Annotated in this window: 24 protein-coding genes; 14 read left to right on the plus strand and 10 right to left on the minus strand. The window is 67.4% G+C overall.

The features are described from left to right. Window positions 1-64: 64 nt before the first annotated feature. Entirely contained in the window at window positions 65-859 is a 795-nt protein-coding gene (phnE, locus tag AC3WOB_RS06830) for a phosphonate ABC transporter, permease protein PhnE (protein ID WP_013395697.1), read from the plus strand. Between the two features lie 30 nt (window positions 860-889). On the opposite strand, the gene AC3WOB_RS06835 is transcribed toward phnE, so the two are convergent. Genes AC3WOB_RS06835 through AC3WOB_RS06845 form a run of 3 tightly spaced genes read right to left on the minus strand, consistent with a single transcriptional unit; the run spans window position 890 to window position 4,264 of the window. Continuing rightward, window positions 890-1,402, minus strand: a complete 513-nt coding sequence (locus AC3WOB_RS06835) for a GAF domain-containing protein (RefSeq protein ID WP_492274586.1) — start codon at window positions 1,400-1,402, stop codon at window positions 890-892. Further along, entirely contained in the window at window positions 1,399-2,373 is a 975-nt protein-coding gene (locus AC3WOB_RS06840) for a Bug family tripartite tricarboxylate transporter substrate binding protein (RefSeq protein ID WP_013395695.1), read from the minus strand. The genes AC3WOB_RS06835 and AC3WOB_RS06840 overlap by 4 nt, the downstream gene beginning before the upstream one ends. A gap of 55 nt (window positions 2,374-2,428) precedes the next feature. Next, a complete protein-coding gene (locus AC3WOB_RS06845; RefSeq protein WP_492274587.1) occupies window positions 2,429-4,264 on the minus strand; it encodes a gamma-glutamyltransferase family protein in 1,836 nt (611 codons plus the stop codon). Window positions 4,265-4,370: 106 nt separating this feature from the next. Between AC3WOB_RS06845 and AC3WOB_RS06850 the strand changes: the two genes are divergently transcribed. Beyond that, window positions 4,371-5,342 carry a LysR family transcriptional regulator gene (locus AC3WOB_RS06850; protein WP_088142246.1) on the plus strand — a complete coding sequence of 324 codons (972 nt, stop codon included), beginning with the start codon at window positions 4,371-4,373 and terminating at the stop codon, window positions 5,340-5,342. Window positions 5,343-5,351: 9 nt separating this feature from the next. Here the strand turns inward: AC3WOB_RS06850 and phnN are convergent, their stop codons facing one another. From phnN to phnF, 4 genes are all read right to left on the minus strand, one after another. Next, window positions 5,352-5,930: a phosphonate metabolism protein/1,5-bisphosphokinase (PRPP-forming) PhnN gene (phnN, locus tag AC3WOB_RS06855; RefSeq protein WP_492274588.1), complete on the minus strand. Its 579-nt coding sequence runs from the start codon at window positions 5,928-5,930 to the stop codon at window positions 5,352-5,354. Further along, complete coding sequence (locus AC3WOB_RS06860; RefSeq protein WP_492274589.1) at window positions 5,927-6,670, minus strand: DUF1045 domain-containing protein; 744 nt, start codon at window positions 6,668-6,670, stop codon at window positions 5,927-5,929. Before AC3WOB_RS06860 ends, phnN begins: the two co-directional genes overlap by 4 nt. Before the next feature lie 2 nt (window positions 6,671-6,672). Beyond that, window positions 6,673-7,872, minus strand: coding sequence for an alpha-D-ribose 1-methylphosphonate 5-triphosphate diphosphatase (locus AC3WOB_RS06865; RefSeq protein WP_492274590.1), 1,200 nt, complete (start codon window positions 7,870-7,872; stop codon window positions 6,673-6,675). A gap of 103 nt (window positions 7,873-7,975) precedes the next feature. Next, window positions 7,976-8,698, minus strand: coding sequence for a phosphonate metabolism transcriptional regulator PhnF (gene phnF, locus AC3WOB_RS06870; RefSeq protein WP_013395689.1), 723 nt, complete (start codon window positions 8,696-8,698; stop codon window positions 7,976-7,978). Window positions 8,699-8,883: 185 nt separating this feature from the next. On the opposite strand from phnF, the gene phnG reads away from it, so the two are divergent. The 9 genes from phnG to AC3WOB_RS06915 all read left to right on the plus strand — a co-directional run bounded on the left by phnG (window position 8,884) and on the right by AC3WOB_RS06915 (window position 15,818). Beyond that, window positions 8,884-9,354 (plus strand): phosphonate C-P lyase system protein PhnG, encoded by a 471-nt coding sequence (gene phnG / locus AC3WOB_RS06875; protein WP_492274591.1) that lies wholly within the window; start codon window positions 8,884-8,886, stop codon window positions 9,352-9,354. Between the two features lies 1 nt (window position 9,355). Beyond that, the gene (phnH, locus tag AC3WOB_RS06880) at window positions 9,356-9,979 is read left to right on the plus strand and encodes a phosphonate C-P lyase system protein PhnH (protein ID WP_492274592.1); all 624 of its coding nucleotides are present in this window, start codon (window positions 9,356-9,358) and stop codon (window positions 9,977-9,979) included. A gap of 1 nt (window position 9,980) precedes the next feature. Next, on the plus strand, window positions 9,981-11,096 hold the full coding sequence (locus tag AC3WOB_RS06885; RefSeq protein WP_492274593.1) for a carbon-phosphorus lyase complex subunit: 1,116 nt from the start codon (window positions 9,981-9,983) through the stop codon (window positions 11,094-11,096). Next, window positions 11,093-11,986 (plus strand): alpha-D-ribose 1-methylphosphonate 5-phosphate C-P-lyase PhnJ, encoded by an 894-nt coding sequence (locus AC3WOB_RS06890; protein WP_492274594.1) that lies wholly within the window; start codon window positions 11,093-11,095, stop codon window positions 11,984-11,986. Before AC3WOB_RS06885 ends, AC3WOB_RS06890 begins: the two co-directional genes overlap by 4 nt. Further along, a complete protein-coding gene (gene phnK, locus AC3WOB_RS06895) occupies window positions 11,983-12,759 on the plus strand; it encodes a phosphonate C-P lyase system protein PhnK (RefSeq protein WP_013395684.1) in 777 nt (258 codons plus the stop codon). The genes AC3WOB_RS06890 and phnK overlap by 4 nt, the downstream gene beginning before the upstream one ends. Window positions 12,760-12,761: 2 nt before the next feature. Then, a complete protein-coding gene (gene phnL / locus AC3WOB_RS06900) occupies window positions 12,762-13,484 on the plus strand; it encodes a phosphonate C-P lyase system protein PhnL (RefSeq protein WP_492274595.1) in 723 nt (240 codons plus the stop codon). After that, entirely contained in the window at window positions 13,484-14,683 is a 1,200-nt protein-coding gene (locus AC3WOB_RS06905) for an alpha-D-ribose 1-methylphosphonate 5-triphosphate diphosphatase (RefSeq protein ID WP_013395682.1), read from the plus strand. Before phnL ends, AC3WOB_RS06905 begins: the two co-directional genes overlap by 1 nt. Before the next feature lie 21 nt (window positions 14,684-14,704). Then, window positions 14,705-15,247, plus strand: a complete 543-nt coding sequence (locus tag AC3WOB_RS06910) for an MOSC domain-containing protein (protein ID WP_041656106.1) — start codon at window positions 14,705-14,707, stop codon at window positions 15,245-15,247. 136 nt (window positions 15,248-15,383) lie between these two features. Beyond that, window positions 15,384-15,818: a hypothetical protein gene (locus AC3WOB_RS06915; RefSeq protein ID WP_013395680.1), complete on the plus strand. Its 435-nt coding sequence runs from the start codon at window positions 15,384-15,386 to the stop codon at window positions 15,816-15,818. Between the two features lie 13 nt (window positions 15,819-15,831). On the opposite strand, the gene AC3WOB_RS06920 is transcribed toward AC3WOB_RS06915, so the two are convergent. Then, window positions 15,832-16,221: a hypothetical protein gene (locus AC3WOB_RS06920; protein ID WP_492274596.1), complete on the minus strand. Its 390-nt coding sequence runs from the start codon at window positions 16,219-16,221 to the stop codon at window positions 15,832-15,834. A gap of 149 nt (window positions 16,222-16,370) precedes the next feature. Continuing rightward, window positions 16,371-17,669, minus strand: coding sequence for a dicarboxylate/amino acid:cation symporter (locus AC3WOB_RS06925; protein WP_492274597.1), 1,299 nt, complete (start codon window positions 17,667-17,669; stop codon window positions 16,371-16,373). A 362-nt stretch (window positions 17,670-18,031) separates the two neighbouring features. On the opposite strand from AC3WOB_RS06925, the gene AC3WOB_RS06930 reads away from it, so the two are divergent. Further along, window positions 18,032-18,931, plus strand: coding sequence for an SMP-30/gluconolactonase/LRE family protein (locus AC3WOB_RS06930; protein WP_492274598.1), 900 nt, complete (start codon window positions 18,032-18,034; stop codon window positions 18,929-18,931). Between the two features lie 210 nt (window positions 18,932-19,141). Further along, window positions 19,142-20,206, plus strand: coding sequence for a class II fructose-bisphosphate aldolase (gene fba / locus AC3WOB_RS06935; RefSeq protein ID WP_013395676.1), 1,065 nt, complete (start codon window positions 19,142-19,144; stop codon window positions 20,204-20,206). A gap of 101 nt (window positions 20,207-20,307) precedes the next feature. Here fba and AC3WOB_RS06940 read toward each other — a convergent pair whose 3' ends face one another. Beyond that, a complete protein-coding gene (locus AC3WOB_RS06940) occupies window positions 20,308-20,763 on the minus strand; it encodes a GFA family protein (RefSeq protein WP_013395675.1) in 456 nt (151 codons plus the stop codon). 264 nt (window positions 20,764-21,027) lie between these two features. Here AC3WOB_RS06940 and AC3WOB_RS06945 point away from each other — a divergent pair, with 264 nt between their 5' ends. Next, on the plus strand, window positions 21,028-21,909 hold the full coding sequence (locus AC3WOB_RS06945) for a phosphoribosylaminoimidazolesuccinocarboxamide synthase (protein WP_013395674.1): 882 nt from the start codon (window positions 21,028-21,030) through the stop codon (window positions 21,907-21,909). Window positions 21,910-21,974: the final 65 nt, after the last annotated feature.

Here is a 21,974-nt window from a genome sequence, read left to right on the forward strand (position 1 = left end):
CCCCCTCCCCCCCCCCCCCCCTGGCCCGCAACCAAAAAAACCATCACGCGGATCGCCTTTTCTTATGAACGTAGCCATGCAGACCTCTCGCCTTTCCGCCGCGCCGCGATCGTCGCTGCCAGTCCTGCTCGTATGGGGCGTCGTGCTGGCGCTGCTGGTCATGTCGTGGAAGGGCGCGGACATGCGGCCCCTCGACCTGCTGCGCGATTCGGGCAACATGGCCGAGTTCGCGGCTGACTTCTTTCCGCCGAATTTCCGCGACTGGCGCATGTACCTGGACGAGATGATCGTCACCGTGCAGATCGCGGTCTGGGGCACTTTCCTGGCCATCGTGGTGGCCGTGCCGCTGGGGCTGCTGTGCTCGTCGAACATCGTGCCGGCCTGGGTGTACCAGCCGATGCGGCGCCTGATGGACGCCTGCCGCGCCATCAATGAAATGGTGTTCGCGATGCTGTTCATCGTGGCGGTGGGCCTGGGCCCGTTCGCCGGGGTGCTGGCGCTGTGGGTGCATACCACCGGCGTGCTGGCCAAGCTGTTCTCGGAAGCGGTCGAGGCGATCGATCCGCGGCCGGTGGAGGGCGTGCGCGCCACTGGCGCGAATGCGTTGGAGGAAATCGTCTACGGCGTGATCCCGCAGGTGCTGCCGCTGTGGATCTCGTATTCGCTGTACCGCTTCGAATCCAACGTGCGCTCGGCCTCGGTGGTCGGCATCGTGGGCGCGGGCGGCATCGGCACCGTATTGTGGGAGATCATCCGCAGCTTCCGCTATGCGGAAACCTGCGCGGTGATGATCATCATCGTGGCCTTCGTGGTCGTGATCGACATGGCCTCGGCGCGTATCCGTCGCGCGCTGATCTGAGGGCGCGGGGCCCATGCGGGCCCCGCTGCTTCAGGCCTGCGGGCGCAGTGCCTGGAAGGCGGGCAGGGCCAGCAGGCCCGCCAGCTGCGCAGCCTGCACGTCGGCGTCCGAAACCGCCGCGCGCGGCATCAGGAAGTTGACGGTGCCCAGGCAGACTGCGCCATACACCACCGGCACATTGATGACGGAGCGCAGGCCCAGGCGCTGGATCGCGTCGTGGTCATTGAAGAACTCGCGGATCGCCTCCTCGCCTTCGCCCACGAACAACTTCTGCTCCAGCAGGACGTGGCGGCCCCAGGCGGTGCCGCTCTTGTCCTTGCTGCCGCCGGGCGGATAGGCCTCGGGGTTGGAGCTGTACAGCCGCACCACCCGCATGGCCTGCGCGTCATAGCGGTTGACCGTGCACAGCGTGTGTGCAAGCGCGGCGTGCGCATGGGCATCGATGGCGCGGAAGGCCGCGGCGGGATCGGCGGCGGCGTAAGCCTGGGCGATGGCGGCAACGCCGGCCTGCGCTGGCGGGGCGGGATGGATGCTGACGGTCATTCGGCGGTGATGCCCAGTTCTTTGATCAGCTTGCCGTACTTGTCCGCGTCGCGCGCCAGGATCTGGCCGAACTGTTCCGGCGTGGTCTCGGTCAGCAGCACGCCCATGTCGCCCATTTTCTTGATGACTTCGGGCCGCTTGAGGATCAGGTTGATCTCGCGGTTCAGGCGCGCGGTCAGCTCGGGCGGCATGCCTGCCGGGCCGAAGGCGCCGTACCAGACCGACAGTTCATAGCCCGGCAGGGTCTCGGCCACCGTGGGTACTTTGGGCAGCAGGGGCGAACGCGCTTCCTCGGTGACGGCCAAGAGCTTCAGCTTGTCGTTCTGCACGTGCGGCAGGGTCTGCGTGCCGGCGCTGAACAGCACCTGGGTGCGGCCGGCCACGGTATCCAGCACCGCGGGCGCGCCGCCGCGATAGGGGATGTGCATCATCTTCACGCCGGCGGCCTTCTCGAACAGCGCGGCGCTCAGATGATTCGTGGACCCCTGGCCGGCGGAAGCGTAGGCCACGGTGCCGGGATTGGCCTTCAGGTAGGCGATGAATTCCTTGACGTTGGACGCCGGCACCGACGGGTTCACCACCAGGGTGTTGGTGACCAGCGCGAGTTCGGCGATGGGCGTGAAGTCCTTCACGCCGTCGAACGGCATGCTGGAGTAGAGCGCCTGGTTCATCGTGTGGGTGCTCATCGAGCCCACCAGCAAGGTGTAGCCGTCGGGCTTGGCGCGGGCCACGAAGGTGGTGCCGATGTTGCCGGACGCGCCCGAGCGGTTTTCCACGATGACGGGTTGGCCCAGCGACTGGGTCAGGCCTTCGGACAGCACGCGCGCCAGGATGTCGGTGGAACCGCCCGCGGCCCAGGGCACGATCAGGGTGATGGGTTTTTCGGGCCAGGCGGCGTGCGTGAGCGCCGGTGCGACCAGCGCCAATCCCAGCGCGCAGGTGCGCAGCAGTCGTTTGAATTGCAGTGTCATGGTGTTTACCCCTTTGCGTAGTGTCCGGTCTGTCTGCCGGTTGGATGAAACAGGTTCAGCGGCCAGCGGCATAGCCCTGCATGCCGCGCGGGTTGGCGCCGGCGCGCAGCAGCAGGCCGCCGCCGGCGGCAGGTTCGCGAGTACAGGCGCTGATGCGGCCTTCCGACCAGTCCGGCCCTACCTTGACCTCGTGGCCCGCCGCGCGCAACGCCTCCAGCGTGGCGGCCGGCATGCGCGATTCCACGGTCAGCCGGTTCAAGGTCAGGCTGCGAGGCCAGAACGAGCCCGGGAAATGATCGACGTGCCAGGAGGGCGCTTCGATTGCCTCCTGCAGATTCATGCCCATGACATGGCGCAGGAAGAACGCCACCGTCCATTGGTCCTGCTGATCGCCGCCCGGCGTGCCGAAAGCCATGTAGGGCTGGCCGTCGCGCAGGGCCAGGCCGGGCGACAAGGTGGTGCAAGGGCGCTTGCCCGGTTGCAACTGGCCCGGCACGCCGTCGTCGAGCCAGGTCATTTGCAGGCGGGTGGTCAGCGGGAAGCCCAGGCCGGGCACCACGGGGCTGGACGACAGCCAGCCGCCTGACGGGGTGGCGGCCACCATGTTGCCGTCGCGGTCGATGACATCGATCTGGCAGGTGTCGCCCACGAAGATCTCGCGCGCGGCCCATTCGGCTACCGGTGGCAGCGCCGCGAAGGTCGGCTCGCCCACGCCGAAGCGGGTGTCGGACGCGGCCAGGGTGCGCACGGCTGCGTCCAGGTCGGGCAGGCGCGGCGCCAATCCGTTCGGGCTGCCGGGCCGGAACTCGGATGAAGCGCGGGCGCCGATGCCGGCCGCGCGTGCGCGGGCGTAGTCATCGCTGAGCAGGGCGTCCAAAGGCACCTGCGCGAAGTCGGGGTCGCCGTACCAGGCGGTGCGGTCGGCGAAGGCCAGCTTGGCTGCCTCGGCCACGTAGTGCACGAATTGCGGCGAGGTCGGCTCCAGTCCGTCCAGGCCCAAATGCCGCAGCATTGCCAACTGCTGCAGGTGGACCGGGCCCTGCGACCAGACCCCGCACTTGGCCACGGTGTAGCGGCCGTATTGGACGGTGAGGGGCTCGTCGTAGCTGGCGCGCCAATCGGCGAGGTCGGACTTGCGCAGCAAGCCGCGGTTGCGCTGGCCGGTGGTGTCGCGCACCGCCGCATGGGTGTAGTAGTCGTCGATGGCATCGGCCACGAAGCCGCGGTACCAGGCCTCCAGCGCCGCGTCGATGCGCCCGCGCCGGTCGCTGCTGCTGGCGTGCGCCTGGTCCAGGATACGGGTGTAGGTGGCGGCGATGGCGGGCGTACGGAACAGCGCGTCGGGCGCGGGCACGCGGCCATCGGGCAGCCAGACCTCGCGCGAACTGGTCCATTCGTCGCGGAACAGCGCCTGCACCGCCAGGATGGCCTGCGAGATGCGCGGCACCAGGGGAAAGCCGTTGCGCGCGTAGTCGATGGCCGGGCGCACCACGTCAGCCAACTCCCAAGTGCCGTAATCGCGCAGCAAGGTCAGCCAGGCCCCGAAGGCGCCGGGCACGGTGGCGGGCAAGAGGCCGATGCCCGGCACCAGGTCCACGCCCAGGCTGCGGAAGTACGCCGGCGTCGCCAGCGCGGGCGCAGGACCCTGCCCGCATAGCGCGCGCATGCGTTGCTCCTGTTCGCTCCAGAACAGGATGGGCACTTCGCCGCCGGGGCCGTTCAGGTGCGGCTCCACGATCTGCAGCGTGAAGCCGCCGGCGACCGCCGCGTCATAGGCATTGCCGCCGCGTTCCAGCACGCCCATCGCCACCTGGGAGGCCAGCCAGTGGGTGGAAGAGACCACGCCGAAGGTGCCGCGTATTTCGGGGCGGGTGGTGAAGGATGCGCTCATGGGATCGGTCCGGCCAGCAGGGGAATGTTTGCAGTATAGGGACATGAAATAACTGGTTTTGTCTTTGTTGGCATAATTGAATAACCAATTGGTTATAGGAAAGATCGTGACCTGGGATGCCGCCCGTCTCGCCAACCGTCTCAAGCATCGCCACCTGACGTTGCTGATCGAGATCGCCCGGCACGGCTCGCTGACGCGCGTGGCGGCCGCGGCGGGCATCAGCCAGCCCGCCGTCACCAAGGCGCTCACGGAGATCGAGGACATCTTCGGCGCGCCGCTTTTCACGCGCACCGGGCGCGGCCTGCAAGCCACGCCGCTGGGCAACCTGGCCCTGGTGCGCGCGCGGCACATGCTCAGCGACCTGGACCTGTGGGCGCGCGAGGTCGAGGCCTTGCACGCCGGCCGTTCCGCGCATCTGCAGGTGGGCGTGGTGCCCTACGTGTCCAGCGCCTTGCTCACTGCGGCGATCAGCCGTTTGCACCAGCGCCACGGCGTCACGCTCAGCCTGCACCGCGCCACCACCGACCATCTGGTGCCGATGCTGCGCCGGCATGAACTGGATTGCATCATCAGCCGCGCCACCTCGACCGTGGCGCCGGACGACCTGATCCACCGCGTGCTGTACCGCCAGCGGCCGCGCCTGATCGCGCATGGCCGGCTTGCGCAGCGGCTGGCGCGGCGCGAACCGGATTGGGCCGCGCTGGCGGCGATGGACTGGGTGCTGCCAGCCGCCAATACGCCGACGCGGCAACTGATCGTGGAGCACTTCATCCGCGCCGAGTTGCTACCGCCGTCGCCGGTGCTGGAGGCGTATTCCACCGACGTGATCGAAGGCATGCTGACCATGAACGAGGCGTTTATCTCGGTGGTGCCGGAAGACATCGCGCGCGAACTCTGCCAACGCGGCAAGCTGGGCATGGTGCCCTGGGATTTCGGCTGGGAGTTGCCGCCGATCAACCTGATCCGCCGCAAGCGCGAACAGCCGCTGGCGGCCGAGGAGCGCTTTTCGGACATCTTGCTGGATTTGTGCGGCGATGCCGCCGCGCCCTGGGCTCAGGGCGCGGGCGAGCGGCGCTGAACCGCGCCCTTACGCAGTCAGCTTGCCGCGCGCGATGTCCAGCAGCGTGGCGGCGGCCGTCTCTGGCGCCGCGTCGTTGCTGACACGCAGCAGTTGGCACTGCAGAGGCACGGGGAAAGGCTGCGTGGCGCGCGCCAGGCGCTGCGCGATCTGTTCCGCGCTTTCGCGGCCGCGTCCCGCCAGGCGGCGCGCGAGCTGGCCGGGGTCGACCGTGACTTCCACCGCCGTCAAGGCCGGGTAGCGCGAGTGCGCCTGTTCCAGGTGGGCGCGCGAACCGTTGATGATGACCGCGGCGCCGCAGGACAGCCAGGCGTCTATCTCGATACCGATCCCGTACTGCAAGCCATGGCTGGCCCAACGCAATGCGAAGCAGCCCAGCGCGGCGCGGCGTCCGAACTCGTCTTCGGTCAGGCGCAGCGCGTCCTCGGTATCGCCGCTGTCGCGGGTGATGTAGCGATGCGCGACCAGCACGGGCTCGTCGCCGCGCAACTCCGCGCGCAGCAGGCGCAGCAAGGTGTCCTTGCCGCTGCCCGACGCGCCCATCAGGTAGATCAGCCGGGCGCCGTCGGCGGGAACGGAGGGTGTCATGCCGCTGCCGGCCCTTGCAGATAGCCGGCGCCCGCCGCGTCGGTGCTGGAGCCGTCAAAGCCGTAGTGCCGCGCCGCGACGAAGTCCGCGCCCGGCGCAGGCTGCACGTAGACGCTGACGCCGGGCACGGCCATGGCCTGCCCGCGCAAGGGGTCTGCAAAGGCGGCGATGCCGGCCTGCGCCTGGGCCAGCGCCTTGCCTTCCAGCTTGCCGGTCAGGGTGATGTGGAAAACATAGGTTTCGAACACATAGGGGTAGCCCCAGCGCGCCAGCATGGATTGCTGCTCCGGAGTCAGCGATTGCGGCTGGCGGCGGGCGGTTTCCTCGGCCGTGGGCGGCGCGCGCAAAGGGTCCAGGTCGCGCACGGCGGCCTCGGCCAAGGCCTGGATCCGCGTCCGGCCTTGCGTGTCGGACGAGGCGATGCGCCAGGCCAGGAAGCCGCGTAGCGGCTCGCACTCCAGTTCCAGAGAGAACGGGCTGCCGTTAGCGGCCAGCTGGCGAGCGGCCGCGTCGAGCTGCTGCGGACTGACGCCGGGGTTCAGGCGGAAGGGTGGTTTGAGCGTGGCGTGCAAGCCATAGTGGCGCGGCGCCGTGGTCCAGGCATGCGAGTCCGCGTCCTGCCCCGGTAGCGGCGGCAGCGCTTCGCCGGTGTCGGCGCAACGGCCCAGCCAGCGGCTGCCGTGTTCGCGCCAGGGGCCGGTGGGCGCCAGGTAGAGAGCGTAGCGATGGGCGAGCGGCATGGTCAGGCCGCCATGCGCTGGCTGTGGCCGTCGCCGAATGCGCGCGTGGCGTAGCGCAGTTCGCCGCCCACGATCGCGGCGCAGACGCGGGGCAGGCCCGGCACCTGATCGTCCACCACGATGGCATCGGCGATCAGTCCGGGCGCCAGGGCGCCGCGGTCCTTCAGGCCGGCGGCGCGTGCAGGATTCAAGGACACCAGGTCCCAGGCCTGCGCCAGCGGCAACACGCCGTCGTTGGCCAGCTTCATCACGGCAGCCAGCGGGGCAGGGTAGTAATAGTCGGACGTCAGGATGTCGCAGAGGCCGGCGCGGATCATTTCAGTGGCGCTGGGCGCGCCGGTGTGGCTGCCGCCGCGCACGACGTTGGGCGCGCCGAAGACCACGGAATCGCCCAGGTCGCGGGCCACGCCCGCAGCTTCGCGGGTCAGCGGAAACTCCGCCACGCCGCAGCCCAGCTGGTGGTAGTAGCGGCGCGTGGCGGCATCCGGATCGTCGTGCGAGGCTACCTTCAGGCCGGACTCCTGGGCGCAGGCGGTCAGTTCGCGCATGGCGTCGGCCACCGAATCGGCCGCCGACATGGCGGCGCGGATGCGGTCCTGGAAGACGTCGAGATCGCATTCGGCGCGGTTGGCGTACTGCATCAGCTTGCGCTCGTCGCCCAGGCGGCGCGCCATGCTGGGCAGGTGGTCGTTCAGCGCCAGGAAGCGCACGCGGCCGTCGCGTATCCATTGCTGGGCCGTTTCCAGGCCGCCGACGTGGTGCGTTTCGAAGCGCAGGTGCACATAGTGCCGCGCGCCCATGATGTGGCGCATTCTTTCCAGCGCGTCGAACATGCGCTCGGCGTAGGCCTCGCCGCGCAAGCCGCCTTCCCAGGACAGCGTGACGCCGTGGAATTCGGTGGTGATGCCGTTGGCCAGCAGTTGGCGGTCCACGTCGAACAAGGCGCTGTCATAGGGAAACGTCACGCTGGGCCGCGGCATGACGGCGCGTTCGAAGGCGTCGCCGTGCAGGTCCACGATGCCGGGCAGCACCAGCAGATTGCCTGCGTCGAACCAGGGCGCGCCGCGCGGCGCCGCGGCGGCGGAGCCTTCGATCAGTCCGCCATGGAAGCGCAGGCTGGCCTGCTCGACGCCGCGCGGCGTCAGGATGCGTTGGCCTGTGACACCGGCCAGGGGCGAGGGGGCGTGCGTGTGTGTGTTCATGGCGTGACGTTAGCGGGATTGCATTACAACCAGATGTCTAGATGAGTTAAGCCGTATGGATGAGTGCTCCGCGCCGCCTGCGCGCGCAGGCGGCGCCTGTATGTCAGGTGTCGTCCGTCACCATCAGTTGCACCATGTCGCCGACGAAGCGGGCGACGCTGTATTGCAGCGGCGCGCCTTGCTGGTCTACGTTCAGGGCTTCTACTTGAAGAATGGGGCGGGTCTTGGGCTGGCCCAGCAGGCGGGCGATCTCGGGCGTGGGCAGCGCGGCGGTGATGCGCGACCACTTGCGCGTGTAGTCGCCGATGCCGTAGTGGGTGTAGACCTTGGAGATCGAGCGCAGGGAAGCCAGGCGTTCCGCGAAATCAGGGAAACGCTTTTCGTCGAAGAAGTGCTCCGACACGCTGATGGGGCGGTTTTCGGCCTTGCCCACGATCTGCACGCGCAACAGCGGCGCGGTACGGGTCAGGCCCAGGTGCTTGGCGATATCGCCCGCGCGCAGGCTCTGGCTGCCCAGGACTTCCTGGTGGCCCAGCATACCCTGGCTGCGCAGGTTCTCGGAAAAACGCGTGCGCTTGCCGATGGCGTAGTCGATCGCGTGTTCCTGGACGAAGGTGCCGCGGCCCTGCTCGATGCGGACCAGGCCGCCTTGTTCCAGTTCGCCCATCGCGCGGCGGATGGTGTGGCGGTTGACGGAAAACTTGGCGGCCAGCTCGGGCTCGGACGGCAGCTGTTCGCCTGCCGCATAGAGCTTGTTGCGGATATCGTCCGCAAGCGCTTCGCCGATTTGCCGCCAGACGGCGATGCCGGAACCTCTTTCGACCATAGGGTGTGCTCGTGCTGTCACATCAGCTTCATGAAGAATGGCAGTGATTGTGCACCATGAGGCGGCCGCCGCAAAGGCGCTGCGGGCACGCTGCAACTGTCATCAAAAATTCACGCCAGGCTGTTGAACTTCGTTTTCGAAGCGATCATACTCCATCCAGTCGTCTAGACGTTTAGAGGAAAAAAATGGATCACCCCAAGGCAGGACAGGATGCGGCGGGCGCGCAACGCGCCTCCTGGATGCGCGTGCTGGCGCTGGCCGACCCGGCCGCGCTGGACGGCGCCTTTTGCGCGCTGGCCGGCAAGCCCGAGCACCGGACGCTGCGTCCGGCGCAGACCGGCATGGCCATGGTGCGCGCCCGCAGCGGCGGCACCGGCGCCCGCTTCAACCTGGGCGAAATGAGCGTGACACGTTGCGCGGTGACGATGGACGAGGGCGTGGTCGGCGTGGCGTATGTGCAAGGCCGCTCGCAGCGCCATGCAGAACAGGCCGCCGTGGCCGACGCGTTGCTGCAACTGCCGGAATGGCATGACACGGTGCAGGCCCAGCTGATTCAGCCGCTGGCCCGCCTGCATGCGGAACGGATCGAGCGCCAGGCCCGCGTGGCGGCGCAGACCAAGGTGGAATTCTTCACGATGGTGCGAGGCGAGGACTGACATGCAACAACAGATACAAGCCGCCGCGGCCTCGGGCCGGGCGCTGCTCCCGGGGTTCGCGGACCCGGTCGGCGACGCGCAGGCCACGTTCCGCGCCGCGCTCGACGCGCTGGCCCATCCGGGGCGCATCAACCAGATCCTGGCCGAAACCGGCGTGCCCGCCGGTCTGTCGCCCGCCATGACCGCGCTGCTGCTGACCCTGGTGGACGTGGACACGCCGCTGTGGCTGCCGGAGAGCGTTAGCGCGGACGCGATCGCCTTTCTGCGCTTTCATTGCGGCTGCCCCATCGTGCCGTCGCCGTCGCCGTCGTTGGCGCGCTTTGCCGCGGTGCCCGCTGGCGGCAAGGCGCCGGCGCTGTCGTCCTGCCACCAGGGCGACCCGGCCTATCCCAATCTGTCCACCACCTTGCTGATCGAGGTCGGGTCTCTGTCGGAAGGAGAGCCCGCCATCCTCAGCGGCCCGGGCATCCAGAGCCAGCAGGTCCTGCGCGTGGCCGGGCTGCCCGAAGGCTTCTGGCGCGAATGGCGCATCAATCATCAACGCTTTCCGCTCGGCGTCGACGTGTTCCTGACGCAGCAACGGCGGATTTGCGCGCTGCCGCGCAGCACGCGCAAGGAGAACTGACATGTACGTAGCCGTAAAAGGGGGCGAACGCGCCATCCTCAATTCCTACCGCATGCTGGACGACTACCGGCGCGGCGACCGCGAAGTGCCCGAGCTGAGCCTGGAGCAGATCCGCGAACAGATGCCGCTGGCGGTGTCGCGGGTCATGGCCGAGGGCTCGCTCTACGATCCGCAACTGGCGGCGCTGGCCATCAAGCAGGCCGCGGGCGACGTGATCGAGGCCGTGTTCCTGCTGCGCGCCTATCGCACCACCTTGTCGCGCTTCGGCTACACCCAGCCCATCGACACCGGCCGCATGCGCCTGCAGCGCCGCATCTCGTCCACCTTCAAGGATGTCCCGGGCGGCCAGATCCTGGGGCCGACCTACGACTACACCCAGCGCCTGCTGGACTTTTCGCTGGAAGCGCAGCGTGAGGCCGACGCCTTGCCGCCGGGCGGCGAGGCCCTGGACAGCGCCATGCCGCGCGTCACCGACCTGCTGGCGCACGACGACCTGATCGACGCGGAAGCCGTGCCGGAAGGCGATCCCGAACCCTTCGACCTGACCCGCCAGCCGCTGGATTTTCCGGCCTCGCGCGCGGCCCGCCTGCAGAACCTGGCGCGCGCCGATGAAGGCTTTCTGCTGTCCATGGGCTATTCGACCCAGCGCGGCTACGGCAACACCCACCCCTTCGCGGCCGAGATCCGCTACGGCGCGCTGGAGGTGGAAATGCATATCGAGGAACTGGGCTTCGCCGTCACCGTGGGCGAGATCGAGATCACCGAATGCCAGATGGTGAGCCAGTTCGCGGGCAGCGCCCAGGAAGGCCCGAAGTTCACCCGGGGCTACGGGCTGACCTTCGGCTACGGTGAACGCAAGGTCATGTCGATGGCGCTGGTGGACCGCGCGCTCAAGGCGCGCGACCTGGGCGAGCGTGCCGATTCCCCGGCCAACGACCACGAGTTCGTGCTCTACCACAGCGACAACGTCGAAGCCTCGGGCTTCGTGCAGCACTTGAAGCTGCCGCATTACGTGGACTTCCAGGCCAATCTGGAACTGTTGCGGCGCATGCGCGCTGAACGCGCCGCGCCCGAGGCCGCGCGCACCAATCTGATGGACGAGGCGGTTTCCCCATGACTACGCAACACGCAACGGTCGAACGCGACGACCACTACAACTTCGCCTATCTGGACGAATCCACCAAGCGCATGCTGCGCCGCGCCTTGCTCAAGGCCGTCGCCATCCCCGGCTACCAGGTGCCCTTCGGCAGCCGCGAAATGCCGCTGCCCTATGGCTGGGGCACCGGCGGCATCCAGGTCACGGCGTCCATCATCGGCGCCAACGACGTGCTCAAGGTGATCGACCAGGGCTCGGACGACACCACCAACGCCATCAACATCCGCCGCTTCTTCGGCCGCGTCACGGGCGTGGCGACGACGGAGTCCACGCCCGCCGCCACCATCGTCCAGACCCGCCACCGCATCCCCGAGACGCCGCTGGCGGAAGGGCAGATCATGGTGTTCCAGGTGCCCATCCCCGAGCCGCTGCGCTGGCTGGAACCCAGCGAAACCGAGACGCGCACCATGCACGCACTGGCGGAATACGGCGGCATGCACGTCAAGCTGTACGAAGACATCGCCCAGCATGGCCACATCGCCACCACCTACGACTATCCGGTCATCGTGAACGGCCGCTACATGATGCGGCCTTCGCCCATCCCCAAGTTCGACAACCCCAAGCTGGATGGCAGCCCGGCGCTGATGCTGTTCGGCGCGGGCCGCGAAAAGCGGGTCTACGCGGTGCCGCCCTATACCTCGGTGAAAAGCCTGGACTTCGAGGACCATCCGTTCCGCGTGGAGACCTGGAGCGAATGCTGCGACCTGTGCGGATCGCGCGAGAGCTATCTGGACGAAATCATCCTGGACGACGCCGGCACGCGCCGCTTCGTCTGCTCCGACACCGAGTACTGCAACGACCGCCAGGCGCGGCAGGGCGCGCAACAATCCAACCAGGAGGCTGCGGCATGAACGCCCAACCTTTGCTTTCGGTGCGCAACATGACGCGCACCTGGGACGGCGTGCATGGCTGCCGCAACGTCAACTTCGATCTGTATCCCGGCGAAGTGCTGTGCGTGGTCGGCGAGTCCGGCTCGGGCAAGAGCACGCTGCTGTCGGCCGTGTCGTACCAGACCCGGCCGGACGCGGGCAGCGTCTGGTACGACACTCGCGACCAGGGCTTTACCGACCTGGCCGCGTTGCCGGGAGCGCGCCTGCGCCTGCTGTCGCGCACCGATTGGGGCTTCGTGCGGCAGAACGCCAGGGACGGCCTGCGCATGCAGGTCAGCGCCGGCGCCAACATCGCGGAGCGGCTGATGGCCGTGGGCGATCGCCACTATGGCGATCTGCGCCAGGCCGCGGGCAACTGGCTGCAGAAGATGGAGATCGACGCGGGCCGGCTGGACGACAGGCCCACCTCGTTCTCGGGCGGCATGCAGCAACGCCTGCAGATCGCCCGCAACTTGGTGACCCATCCCCGCCTGGTGTTCATGGACGAGCCCACCGCCTCGCTCGACGTGTCGGTGCAGGCGCGCCTGCTGGACCTGTTGCGCCAGCTGGTGGCCGACCTGGGCCTGGCCGCCATCGTCGTGACCCATGACCTGGCCGTGGCGCGCCTGCTGGCGCACCGGACCTTGGTCATGCGCGGCGGCGAGGTGGTCGAAAGCGGCCTGACCGACCAGATCCTCGACGACCCGCAGCATCCCTACACCCAGTTGCTGGTGTCTTCCATTTTGCAGAGCTGACCATGCCTGAAAAGACTCCCATGATCGAGGTGCGGGGCCTCGGAAAGATGTTCACCCTGCATAACCAGGGCGGCATGCGCCTGCCCGTGCTGGAGTCGGTCGACTTCGACGCGGCTGCTGGCGATTGCCTGGTGCTGGCGGGGCCGTCTGGCACCGGCAAGAGCACCTTGCTGCGCTGCCTCTATGGCAACTATCTGGCCACCGAGGGCAGCATCCGGGTGCGCTGGAATGATGGATGGGTGGAGCTGGCCGGCGCGCCCGAGCAGCGCATCCTGGCCCTGCGCCGCGAGGTCATCGGCTACGTCAGCCAGTTCCTGCGCGTGATTCCGCGCGTGTCGGCGCTGGACGTGGTGGCCGAACCCCTGCGTGCGGCGGGGGTGGACGCCGACGAGGCCCAAGCTCGCGCCGCTGCCCTGCTGCAGCGCTTGAACGTGCCGCCGCGCCTGTGGGGGCTGGCGCCCGCCACCTTTTCGGGCGGCGAGCAGCAGCGCGTGAACATTGCGCGCGGCTTCATTGCCCGCCATCCCATCCTGTTGCTGGACGAGCCTACCGCGTCGCTGGACGCCGACAACCGCCAGGTCGTGATCGCCCTGATCCGCGAGGCCATGGCCGAGGGCCGCTGCCTGCTGGGCATCTTCCACGATGCCGAAGTGCGCGACGCCGTCGCCACGCAGACGCTGGCCCTGCGTCCCGCCCAACCCGCCCTGGCCGACCTGGAGCAATGATGCAAAGCACCTATCTCACCCATGCCCGCGTGGTGCTGCAGGACCGCGTCCTGGAAGACAGCGCCGTGCTGATCGACGATGGTCGCATCGTCGCCATCGAACCTGCCGGCGCGCGCGCGGACCGCGAGATCGATCTCTGCGGCCAGACCTTGCTGCCGGGGCTGATCGATCTGCATTGCGACGCCATCGAAAAGGAAGCCGAGCCGCGTTCGCGGGTGCTGTTTCCGCTGGATTTCGCGGTGGCCCAGGTCGACCGCCGCAATGCCGCGGCCGGCATCACCACGCCGTATCACGCGCTGTCCTTCGCCAACAGCGAATGGGGCGTGCGCAACAACCAGACCGCGGCGGAAGTGGTGCGCACCGTGCGCGCCTTCCGCCAGCACAGCCTGGTCGACAACCGCGTCCATTGCCGCTATGAAGTCACCGACGCCACCTCGGTGGAGGTGTTGCGCGCGCTGATGGACGAGGGCGCGGTGGACCTGCTGTCGGTCATGGACCATTCGCCCGGCCAGGGGCAGTTCAAGACGCTGGAGTCCTATCTGCAATACATGATGGGCAACCACGCCATGAGCCGCGAGCAGGCCGAAGAAGCCGCGCAGGCCAAGACGCGCGCCAAGGACGGGGCGGTGACGCGGGTGGAGGCGCTGCTGTCGCATGCGCAAGGACTGGGCATCCCCACCGCCAGCCATGACGATGATTCGATCCAGCGCATCGCCACCATGCGCAACCTGGGCGTGGCCATGAGCGAGTTCCCGATCACCCTGGATACCGCGCGTGCCGCGGTGTCCTGCGGCCTGCCCACCATCCTGGGCGCGCCCAATGTGCTGCGCGGCCAGAGCCAGAGCGGCTCGATGCGCGCCATCGACGCCATCCGCGCGGGCGTGGCCAGCTGCCTGTGCTCGGACTACCAGCCGTCCGCGCTGATCGCCGCCGCGTTCACGGTGGCGGCGCAAACCGACCTGACGCTGCCACAGGCGATTGCGCTGGTCACGCTGAACCCGGCGCAGGCTTGCGGCCTGTCCGACCGCGGGCGCATCGCGCCGGGCCAGCGCGCGGACCTGGTGGCGGTGGCGCAAGTGGGCGCGCAACCGCTGATCAGCCATACCTGGTCGGCGGGACGGCTGGTATTCTCGGCGCACTATCCGCCCGTGCGCGCGGGCGAGCAGCGTACACCCGAGGCGCAGGCCGTGACGGCCTGATCCGGATACTGGAGAGAGATGATGCAACCCATCGTGATCGCCGTGGCTTGCAGCCCCGTGCACGGGTTCAGCAAGCCGGTCGTGCCGGCGATCATGCTGTTGAAGGGGTTGGGGGTGGAAGGCGACGCCCACCTGGGCGTGACGGTCAAGCACCGTTCGCGCGTCAAGGCAGACCCCACCCAGCCCAATCTGCGGCAGGTCCACCTGATCCACGGCGAGCTGCATGATGAACTGCAATTGGCCGGCTTCAACGTGGCCGAAGGCACCATGGGCGAGAACATCACCACCCGCGGCATCGATCTGCTGGGCTTGCCGCGCGGGGCGCGCCTGCATATCGGCGTGGACGCGGTGGTCGAGATCACCGGCCTGCGCAATCCTTGCTCGCAGCTCGACAACTACCAGCAGGGTTTGACCGCCGCCGTTTTGGGTCGCCATCCGGACGGCAGCCTGATGCGCCGCGCCGGCATCATGGGGGTCGTGATCGAAGGCGGGGCGGTGAGCGCGGGCGATCCGATCCGCGTGGCGCTGCCGGACTTGCCGCATCTGCCGCTGGAGCGCGTCTGATATCCGCGGACGCAGGGGCAGTCTGTCGCAAAAACATCGCCGGCAGGCGCTGCCGGGAGGCCGCGCATCTGGTTAAATGGCGGGAAGGCGCGGCCGCGATTTCCGCGGCGCGCCGGCCCTTTTTCCGGAGTTCGCGATGGCACGATTCAATTTCACCCAGGATCCCGAGGAGCCCGATCTGTGGGCCGCGGAGAACGTCGCAGCCGGCAAGGGCCGTCCGCCCATTCACGTGATGGTCCAGACTGACGGCGAAGAACCCGACAGCAGCGCGTCCAAGGTGGTCAAGGCCATCATCGACGACCTCGACGATCAGATCCTGGCCGCGGCCGAGTTGCTGCTGGAAAACTATTCCTACGAGCACTACAAGAAGCTCGGCCTGGACGACAACCAGCTGCCCCAGGAAGAAACCGCCGAAGCCATGGCCCAACACGCCGTGCTGCGCGCGCTGTGGCTGTTCGACGAAGACGGCGACGGCTACGAGCTGTGGTTCACGCTGCCCTGGGACCCGGTGCATACCTACGACGTGGAATTCGAGGACGGCGCGCCCGTCTCGTGCTCGGTCAACGACTAAAGGGGTACAGGCCCTAGGGCCGTTGCTGGCGCTCCAGTTCGAACTTGGTCGCCTGGCTTTGCCCCAGCGAATCGTCGTAGCGGTAGAGCATCTTCAGGGACTTGCCCTTGCGCACGGTGTCGGCGGCGATGTTCTCAAGCACCACGTCGATCTCGCGGCCGACGAATTCGGTGCAATCGGTATCGGCGCGGGCGCCTTCGGGTATGTCCGCGTTCCTGACCTTCAGCCTGAACATCAGCTGCGTCAGTTCCGTGCCATCGGTGCGGAACTGGCGCATCAGAACCGGCAGGTTGGCCACGGTACCGCCTAACTCGCAGGAAATGCGGGTCCAGGCGTATGTAGCGGGTGTGGCGGACATCAGGGCGGCAGCCGCCAGGGCGCAGCGCAGGCTTAAGCGTTTCATGGCATGAGAACTGAGCGCAGCGCCCATGCGCGCCGCGCCGGGATCGGGAGCGAAGGGTTTCTATGTTGCTCCCGGCCATGGCGCCGGTCAAGCTGGCGCAAGCCATAAAAAAAACGGGCCATGCGGCCCGTTTTTCATTGCCTGTCGCGTCAGGCGTTCTGGCTCGCGGCCTGGTCCGGGCGGGCTTCATCCGCAACGGCGGGCTCGCTTTCAGCCGCGTCCTCGCGATTGCCTTCCAGCTTGGAAATGACGGCGGTGGCCAGGCTGTTGCCGACCACGTTGGTGGCAGTGCGGCCCATGTCGAAGAACTGGTCGATGCCCATGATCAGCAGCAGGCCGGCTTCGGGCAGATGGAACATAGGCAGCGTCGCCGCGACCACCACGAGCGAGGCGCGCGCCACGCCGGCCATGCCTTTGCTGGTCACCATCAGCACCAGCAGCAGGGTCAGCTGCTGCGTAAAGCTCATCTGGATGTTGTAGGCCTGAGCGATGAACAGCACCGCGAAGGACTGGTACATCATCGAGCCGTCAAGGTTGAAGGAGTAGCCCAGCGGCAGGACGAAGCCCGAGATGCGCTTGGGCACGCCAAAGCGGGTCAGCGCTTCGATGGTCTTGGGGTAGGCCGATTCGCTGCTGGCCGTGGAGAACGCCAGCAGCGTGGGTTCCTTGATCAGGCCGCCCAGGCGGAAGGTGGACTTGCCCAGGAACAGGTAGCCCACACCGAACAGGATGGCCCACAGCAGCGCCAGTCCCAGGTAAAACTCGCCTATCAGCTTGCCGTAGCTGACCAGCACGCCCAGGCCCTCGGTGGTGATGGCGGCGGCCATGGCGGCGAACACGCCGATGGGCGCGAAGCGCATCACGTAGTCCGTCACCCGGAACATGATCTTGGCCAGCTCGTCGATCAGGTTGTAGATGGTGTTGTGGCCCTTGCCGCGGATAAAGGACAGGGCGGCGCCGAAGAACAGCGAGAACACCAGGATCTGCAGGATCTCGTTGTTGGCCATGGCTTCGGCGATGCTGCGCGGGAACACGTGCGTGATGAAGGCCTTGAGCGTGAAATCGCCGGTCTTCAGGCCCGAAGTCAGGCCCGCGTCCGGCAGCGCCAGGTTCATGTGCGCGCCGGGCTGGAAGATGTTGACCAGCGCCAGGCCCAGCAGCAGCGACAGCGCCGAGGCGGCGATGAACCAGACCATGGCGCGCATGCCGATGCGGCCCACGGCGCTGGCGTCGCTCATGCTGGCCAGGCCGGTCACCAGGGTGGCGAAGACCAGCGGCGCGATGATCATCTTGATCATGCGCAGGAAGATGTCGGTGATGAGACTGAAGTACGAGGCGATTTGCGCCGCCTCCTTCTCGTTCTGCGCGTACCTGTGGCAGAAATAGCCCACCACGATGCCCAGCACCATGGCGATGCCGATATAACGCGTCAGCTTCTTAGTGTTCATGATCAAAACGGAAAACGGGGATCGTTTGCCTGGCCCGGGAAGGCGGGCGCGCCGGCATGGGAGGCGGGCAAGAGGATCCGAAGACGGAATGCCAGGGCTGGCCGCGAGGCTCGGGTTTACCCTTGGGGCGCGATCTTAACGCCGCGCACCTGACGCGCAGTTGTCAGGTCGGGGACGGATGGGGCGGTTTTTTTCTTGGGGCGGCGGCGCAAGGCGGGCGATACCGAAGTTGTATCAATTTGGCACCGCTGCACTATCGCCCGCCGCCATGCCAGAATGGTCCAGTCCCGGCACCCGCAAGAGCGTAGCCGGGCGACGCGAACAACAGGCCCCCGCGCGGGGCCGCACAAGGAGACCAGGCAATGCCGAAACGCGAATTGTCCGTGCTGGCGTCCGGATACACCTATCTGGAGGGGCTGCGCTGGCACGAGAACCGCCTGTGGGCGTCGGACTTCTACACCGAGCAGGTCATCGCCGTGGACCTGAACGGCAAGGTCGAGCAGATCTGCAAGGTGCCGCAACAGCCGTCCGGGTTGGGCTGGCTGCCGGACGGCCGCCTGCTGATCGCGTCCATGAAGGACCGCAAGCTTCTGCGCCGCGAGGCCGACGGCGCGCTGGCCGTGCACGCCGACCTGTCGGCGCTCACGGGCGGGCCGGTCAACGACATGGTCGTGGACGCGCAGGGCAGGGCCTATGTGGGCAATTTCGGTTTTGACCTAATGGCCGGCGAGCCGGTCCGCAATACCGGCATCGTGCGCGTCGATCCCGACGGTTCCGTGCGGAAGGTGGCCGATGGCCTGTGCTTTCCCAATGGCTCGTTCATCACGCCGGACGGCAAGACCATGATCGTCAACGAAACCTTCGGCAACCGCATTTCCGAGTTCGACATCCTGGCCGACGGCGGCCTGGGTCCGCGCCGCGACTGGGCCGATTTCGGCCCCTTGCCGGCCAGCGGCGACCTGGGCGTGCTGATTGCGGCTTCCGCCATCGGGCCCGACGGTGGCGCGCTGGACGCGGAGGGGGCCTTGTGGGTGGCCGACGCCATCGGCAAGCGCATCGTGCGCGTGGCGCGCGGCGGCAAGATCCTGGAGCAGATCGACACCGGAGAATTCGGCATTTTCGCCGCCGCCCTGGGTGGAGCGGACGGCCGGACCCTGTTCATGGCCGCCGCGCCCGATTTCATCGAAGCCAACCGGCGCGCCAGGCACGAAGGCCGGATCCTGATGACGCGGGTGGATGTCCCCCACGCCGGGCGGCCTTGAAATAGGCCAGCGCCTTGCCGCGGAGCCCTGGCGGCTCCGTCGCGCCCTCGGTCCTTCGGGGGAGTTGCAGGCCGGCCTGAGCCTTTCGTGCTCATCTGAATGGACCGGATACGGGCGGTTGCAAGACCTTTCCTCGAATCCCCCGTAAAATCACGCCATTCAGCAAGGCTTCAACCATCTTTCAATAGACAGTACTTAGGAGGACCACTCATGGCCCTAGTCTCCATGCGCCAGTTGCTCGACCACGCCGCCGAGCACGGTTACGGCATTCCCGCTTTCAACGTCAACAACCTGGAACAGGTCCAGGCCATCATGGAAGCCGCTGCGGAGACCGACAGCCCGGTGATCATGCAAGCCTCGGCCGGCGCGCGCAAGTACGCGGGCGAAGGCTTCCTGAAGTACCTGATCCAGGCCGCCGTGGAAACCTATCCGCACATCCCCGTGGTCATGCACCAGGACCACGGCCAGTCGCCCAAGATCTGCCAAGGCGCCATCGACCTGGGCTTCTCCAGCGTCATGATGGACGGTTCGCTCAAGGAAGACGGCAAGACCATCGCCGACTACGACTACAACGTGGAAGTGACCAAGAAGGTCGTGGACACCGCCCACAAGCTGGGCGTGACGGTCGAAGGCGAACTGGGCTGCCTGGGTTCCCTGGAAACCATGGAAGGCGACAAGGAAGACGGCCACGGCGCCGACGGCAAGCTGACCATGGACCAGCTGCTGACCGACCCGGAACAAGCCGCCGACTTCGTGCGCCGCACCCAGCTGGACGCCCTGGCCATCGCCATCGGCACCAGTCACGGCGCCTACAAGTTCACGCGCAAGCCCACCGGCGACATCCTGTCGATCTCCCGCATCAAGGAAATCCACGCCCGCCTGCCGAACACCCACCTGGTGATGCATGGCAGCTCCAGCGTGCCGCAGGAACTGCTGGCCGAGATCCGCGAATTCGGCGGCAACATGAAGGAAACCTACGGCGTGCCTGTCGAGGAAATCCAGGAAGCCATCAAGTACGGCGTGCGCAAGATCAATATCGACACCGATATCCGTCTGGCCATGACCGGCGCGATCCGCCGCTTCTTCGCCGAAAACCCGGAAAAGTTCGATCCGCGCGAATACCTGAAGCCGGCCCGCGCCGCCGCCAAGGCGATCTGTGTGGCTCGCTACACCGAGTTCGGCACCGCCGGCAACGCCAGCAAGATCAAGGCGCTGCCGCTGACCGAGATCGCCGCGCAATACGCGTCGGGCAAGCTGGCTCAAGTGGTGCAATAAGCATCCGCAGCAGGCGCGTGACGCCAAAGGCGTCCGGCGCCCGAGTGCAATAAAAGAGCGGTCCGCCCAGGCGGACCGCTCTTTTTTTTCTGTGCCGCGGACTATGGCGCAGGCGAATTTCGGGGGAAATGCGGCACGCTGCGGTCCACGTGATGCCAGGATGGGGCCGAGTCGGTCCAGAGGCTGGCGCGGGCGTGGAACGCCTCCGGATCGTCGAGCGAGCCGGCCCGCACGATGTCATAGCCCATGCCCGCCGAATTGCCGAACAGCGGGGTGCCGCAGTCCGTACAGAAGCTGCGCATGACGGTATGGCCGGATTCGCCGCGGTAGCGGTGCTCCTTGGGACTGCCGCGCAACAGCGTGATGGAGCCAGTCGGGAAGATCAATGCATGGGCCGGGGCGCCGCCGCTGGAATACTGGCAGTCCCGGCAATGACAGGTCGCCGCCGTGATGGGTTCATCGGTGATGGCGTAGCGGACGGCGCCGCACTGGCAACCGCCTGTCAGGTGCACTTGCGCGTCGGCGTGGGCGCTGCGTTTGGGGGAAGCATCCTGCATACGACTCTGTCTCCGGGCTTGGGGTCAGCGCCGTGACGCCAGAGGCGGCCGGCGCGCATCATATAGGAGGCCAGAGCCTAACCCGGCCACCGGGCGGCGTCGAGGGGAGACCCGGCAAAACCTGTCTATTTGCAGTAACCTATGCCCTTCGCAAGACCCGCGCGCGCCGCGCCGGCCTTGCCCGCGGTTCCCGGATTCCGTTCTACTTCCCGCCCTGGCGCCTGCCCGTGGCGGGAATCTTCATTATTGCCATAGGCCATTCCCGTGACTTCTGCTTTGCATCAATCCAGCATCAAGTCCTTGCCGCTGCTGGGCCGCGGTAAGGTGCGCGACATGTACGCGGTGGGCGACGACAAGTTGCTGATCGTCGCGTCGGATCGTATCTCCGCTTTCGACGTGATTCTTGACGACCCGATCCCCGGCAAGGGGCAGGTGCTGACCGAACTGACCGAGTTCTGGCTGCAGAAGCTGGCCCACATCCTGCCGAACCACTCCACCGGCATCAAGGCCGAAGACGTGGTGGCGCCGGATGAAGTCGACCAGGTGCGCGGCCGCGCCGTGGTGGTCAAGCGCTTGAAGCCCATCCTGGTGGAAGCGGTGGCCCGCGGCTACCTGATCGGCTCCGGCTGGAAGGACTACCAGGCCACCGGCGCCGTCTGCGGCATCAAGCTGCCCGCCGGCCTGCAGCAGGCCAGCCAGTTGCCTGAACCCATTTTCACGCCCGCCGCCAAGGCCGAATTCGGCATGCACGACGAGAACGTGGACTTCGCCCACGTGGTCAAGGAAGTCGGCCAGGAAATGGCCGAGCGCATCCGCGACGTGACTCTCAAGCTGTACGCCGAAGCCGCCAAGTTCGCGGCTACCAAGGGCATCATCATCGCCGACACCAAGTTCGAATTCGGCCTGGACGACGATGGCACGCTGTACCTGATGGACGAAGTGCTGACGCCCGATTCTTCGCGTTTCTGGCCGGCCGACGGCTACCGCGTGGGCATCAGCCCGCCCTCGTTCGACAAGCAATTCGTGCGCGACTGGCTGGAAACCCAGACCTGGGACAAGACCCCGCCCGCGCCGCGCTTGCCGCAGGACGTGCTGGAAAAGACCGCCGCCAAGTACCGCGAAGCCCTGGACCGCCTGGTCGCCTGAACGCTGCCGGCCAAGGAAAGTCCGCTCCTAGTGGGGGGGGGGGGTGGGGGAGGGGGGGGGGGGGG

The sequence above is a fragment of the Achromobacter sp. FW305-C-30-7 genome, from assembly GCF_058783105.1.

Coding starts and splice junctions, on each gene's coding strand:
- phnE (WP_013395697.1), top strand. CDS start 65: ATGAACGTAGCCATGCAGACCTCTCGCCTTTCCGCCGCGCCGCGATCG.
- AC3WOB_RS06835 (WP_492274586.1), bottom strand. CDS start 1,402: ATGACCGTCAGCATCCATCCCGCCCCGCCAGCGCAGGCCGGCGTTGCC.
- AC3WOB_RS06840 (WP_013395695.1), bottom strand. CDS start 2,373: ATGACACTGCAATTCAAACGACTGCTGCGCACCTGCGCGCTGGGATTG.
- AC3WOB_RS06845 (WP_492274587.1), bottom strand. CDS start 4,264: ATGAGCGCATCCTTCACCACCCGCCCCGAAATACGCGGCACCTTCGGC.
- phnN (WP_492274588.1), bottom strand. CDS start 5,930: ATGACACCCTCCGTTCCCGCCGACGGCGCCCGGCTGATCTACCTGATG.
- AC3WOB_RS06860 (WP_492274589.1), bottom strand. CDS start 6,670: ATGCCGCTCGCCCATCGCTACGCTCTCTACCTGGCGCCCACCGGCCCC.
- AC3WOB_RS06865 (WP_492274590.1), bottom strand. CDS start 7,872: ATGAACACACACACGCACGCCCCCTCGCCCCTGGCCGGTGTCACAGGC.
- phnF (WP_013395689.1), bottom strand. CDS start 8,698: ATGGTCGAAAGAGGTTCCGGCATCGCCGTCTGGCGGCAAATCGGCGAA.
- phnG (WP_492274591.1), top strand. CDS start 8,884: ATGGATCACCCCAAGGCAGGACAGGATGCGGCGGGCGCGCAACGCGCC.
- phnH (WP_492274592.1), top strand. CDS start 9,356: ATGCAACAACAGATACAAGCCGCCGCGGCCTCGGGCCGGGCGCTGCTC.
- AC3WOB_RS06885 (WP_492274593.1), top strand. CDS start 9,981: ATGTACGTAGCCGTAAAAGGGGGCGAACGCGCCATCCTCAATTCCTAC.
- AC3WOB_RS06890 (WP_492274594.1), top strand. CDS start 11,093: ATGACTACGCAACACGCAACGGTCGAACGCGACGACCACTACAACTTC.
- phnK (WP_013395684.1), top strand. CDS start 11,983: ATGAACGCCCAACCTTTGCTTTCGGTGCGCAACATGACGCGCACCTGG.
- phnL (WP_492274595.1), top strand. CDS start 12,762: ATGCCTGAAAAGACTCCCATGATCGAGGTGCGGGGCCTCGGAAAGATG.
- AC3WOB_RS06905 (WP_013395682.1), top strand. CDS start 13,484: ATGCAAAGCACCTATCTCACCCATGCCCGCGTGGTGCTGCAGGACCGC.
- AC3WOB_RS06910 (WP_041656106.1), top strand. CDS start 14,705: ATGCAACCCATCGTGATCGCCGTGGCTTGCAGCCCCGTGCACGGGTTC.
- AC3WOB_RS06915 (WP_013395680.1), top strand. CDS start 15,384: ATGGCACGATTCAATTTCACCCAGGATCCCGAGGAGCCCGATCTGTGG.
- AC3WOB_RS06920 (WP_492274596.1), bottom strand. CDS start 16,221: ATGAAACGCTTAAGCCTGCGCTGCGCCCTGGCGGCTGCCGCCCTGATG.
- AC3WOB_RS06925 (WP_492274597.1), bottom strand. CDS start 17,669: ATGAACACTAAGAAGCTGACGCGTTATATCGGCATCGCCATGGTGCTG.
- AC3WOB_RS06930 (WP_492274598.1), top strand. CDS start 18,032: ATGCCGAAACGCGAATTGTCCGTGCTGGCGTCCGGATACACCTATCTG.
- fba (WP_013395676.1), top strand. CDS start 19,142: ATGGCCCTAGTCTCCATGCGCCAGTTGCTCGACCACGCCGCCGAGCAC.
- AC3WOB_RS06940 (WP_013395675.1), bottom strand. CDS start 20,763: ATGCAGGATGCTTCCCCCAAACGCAGCGCCCACGCCGACGCGCAAGTG.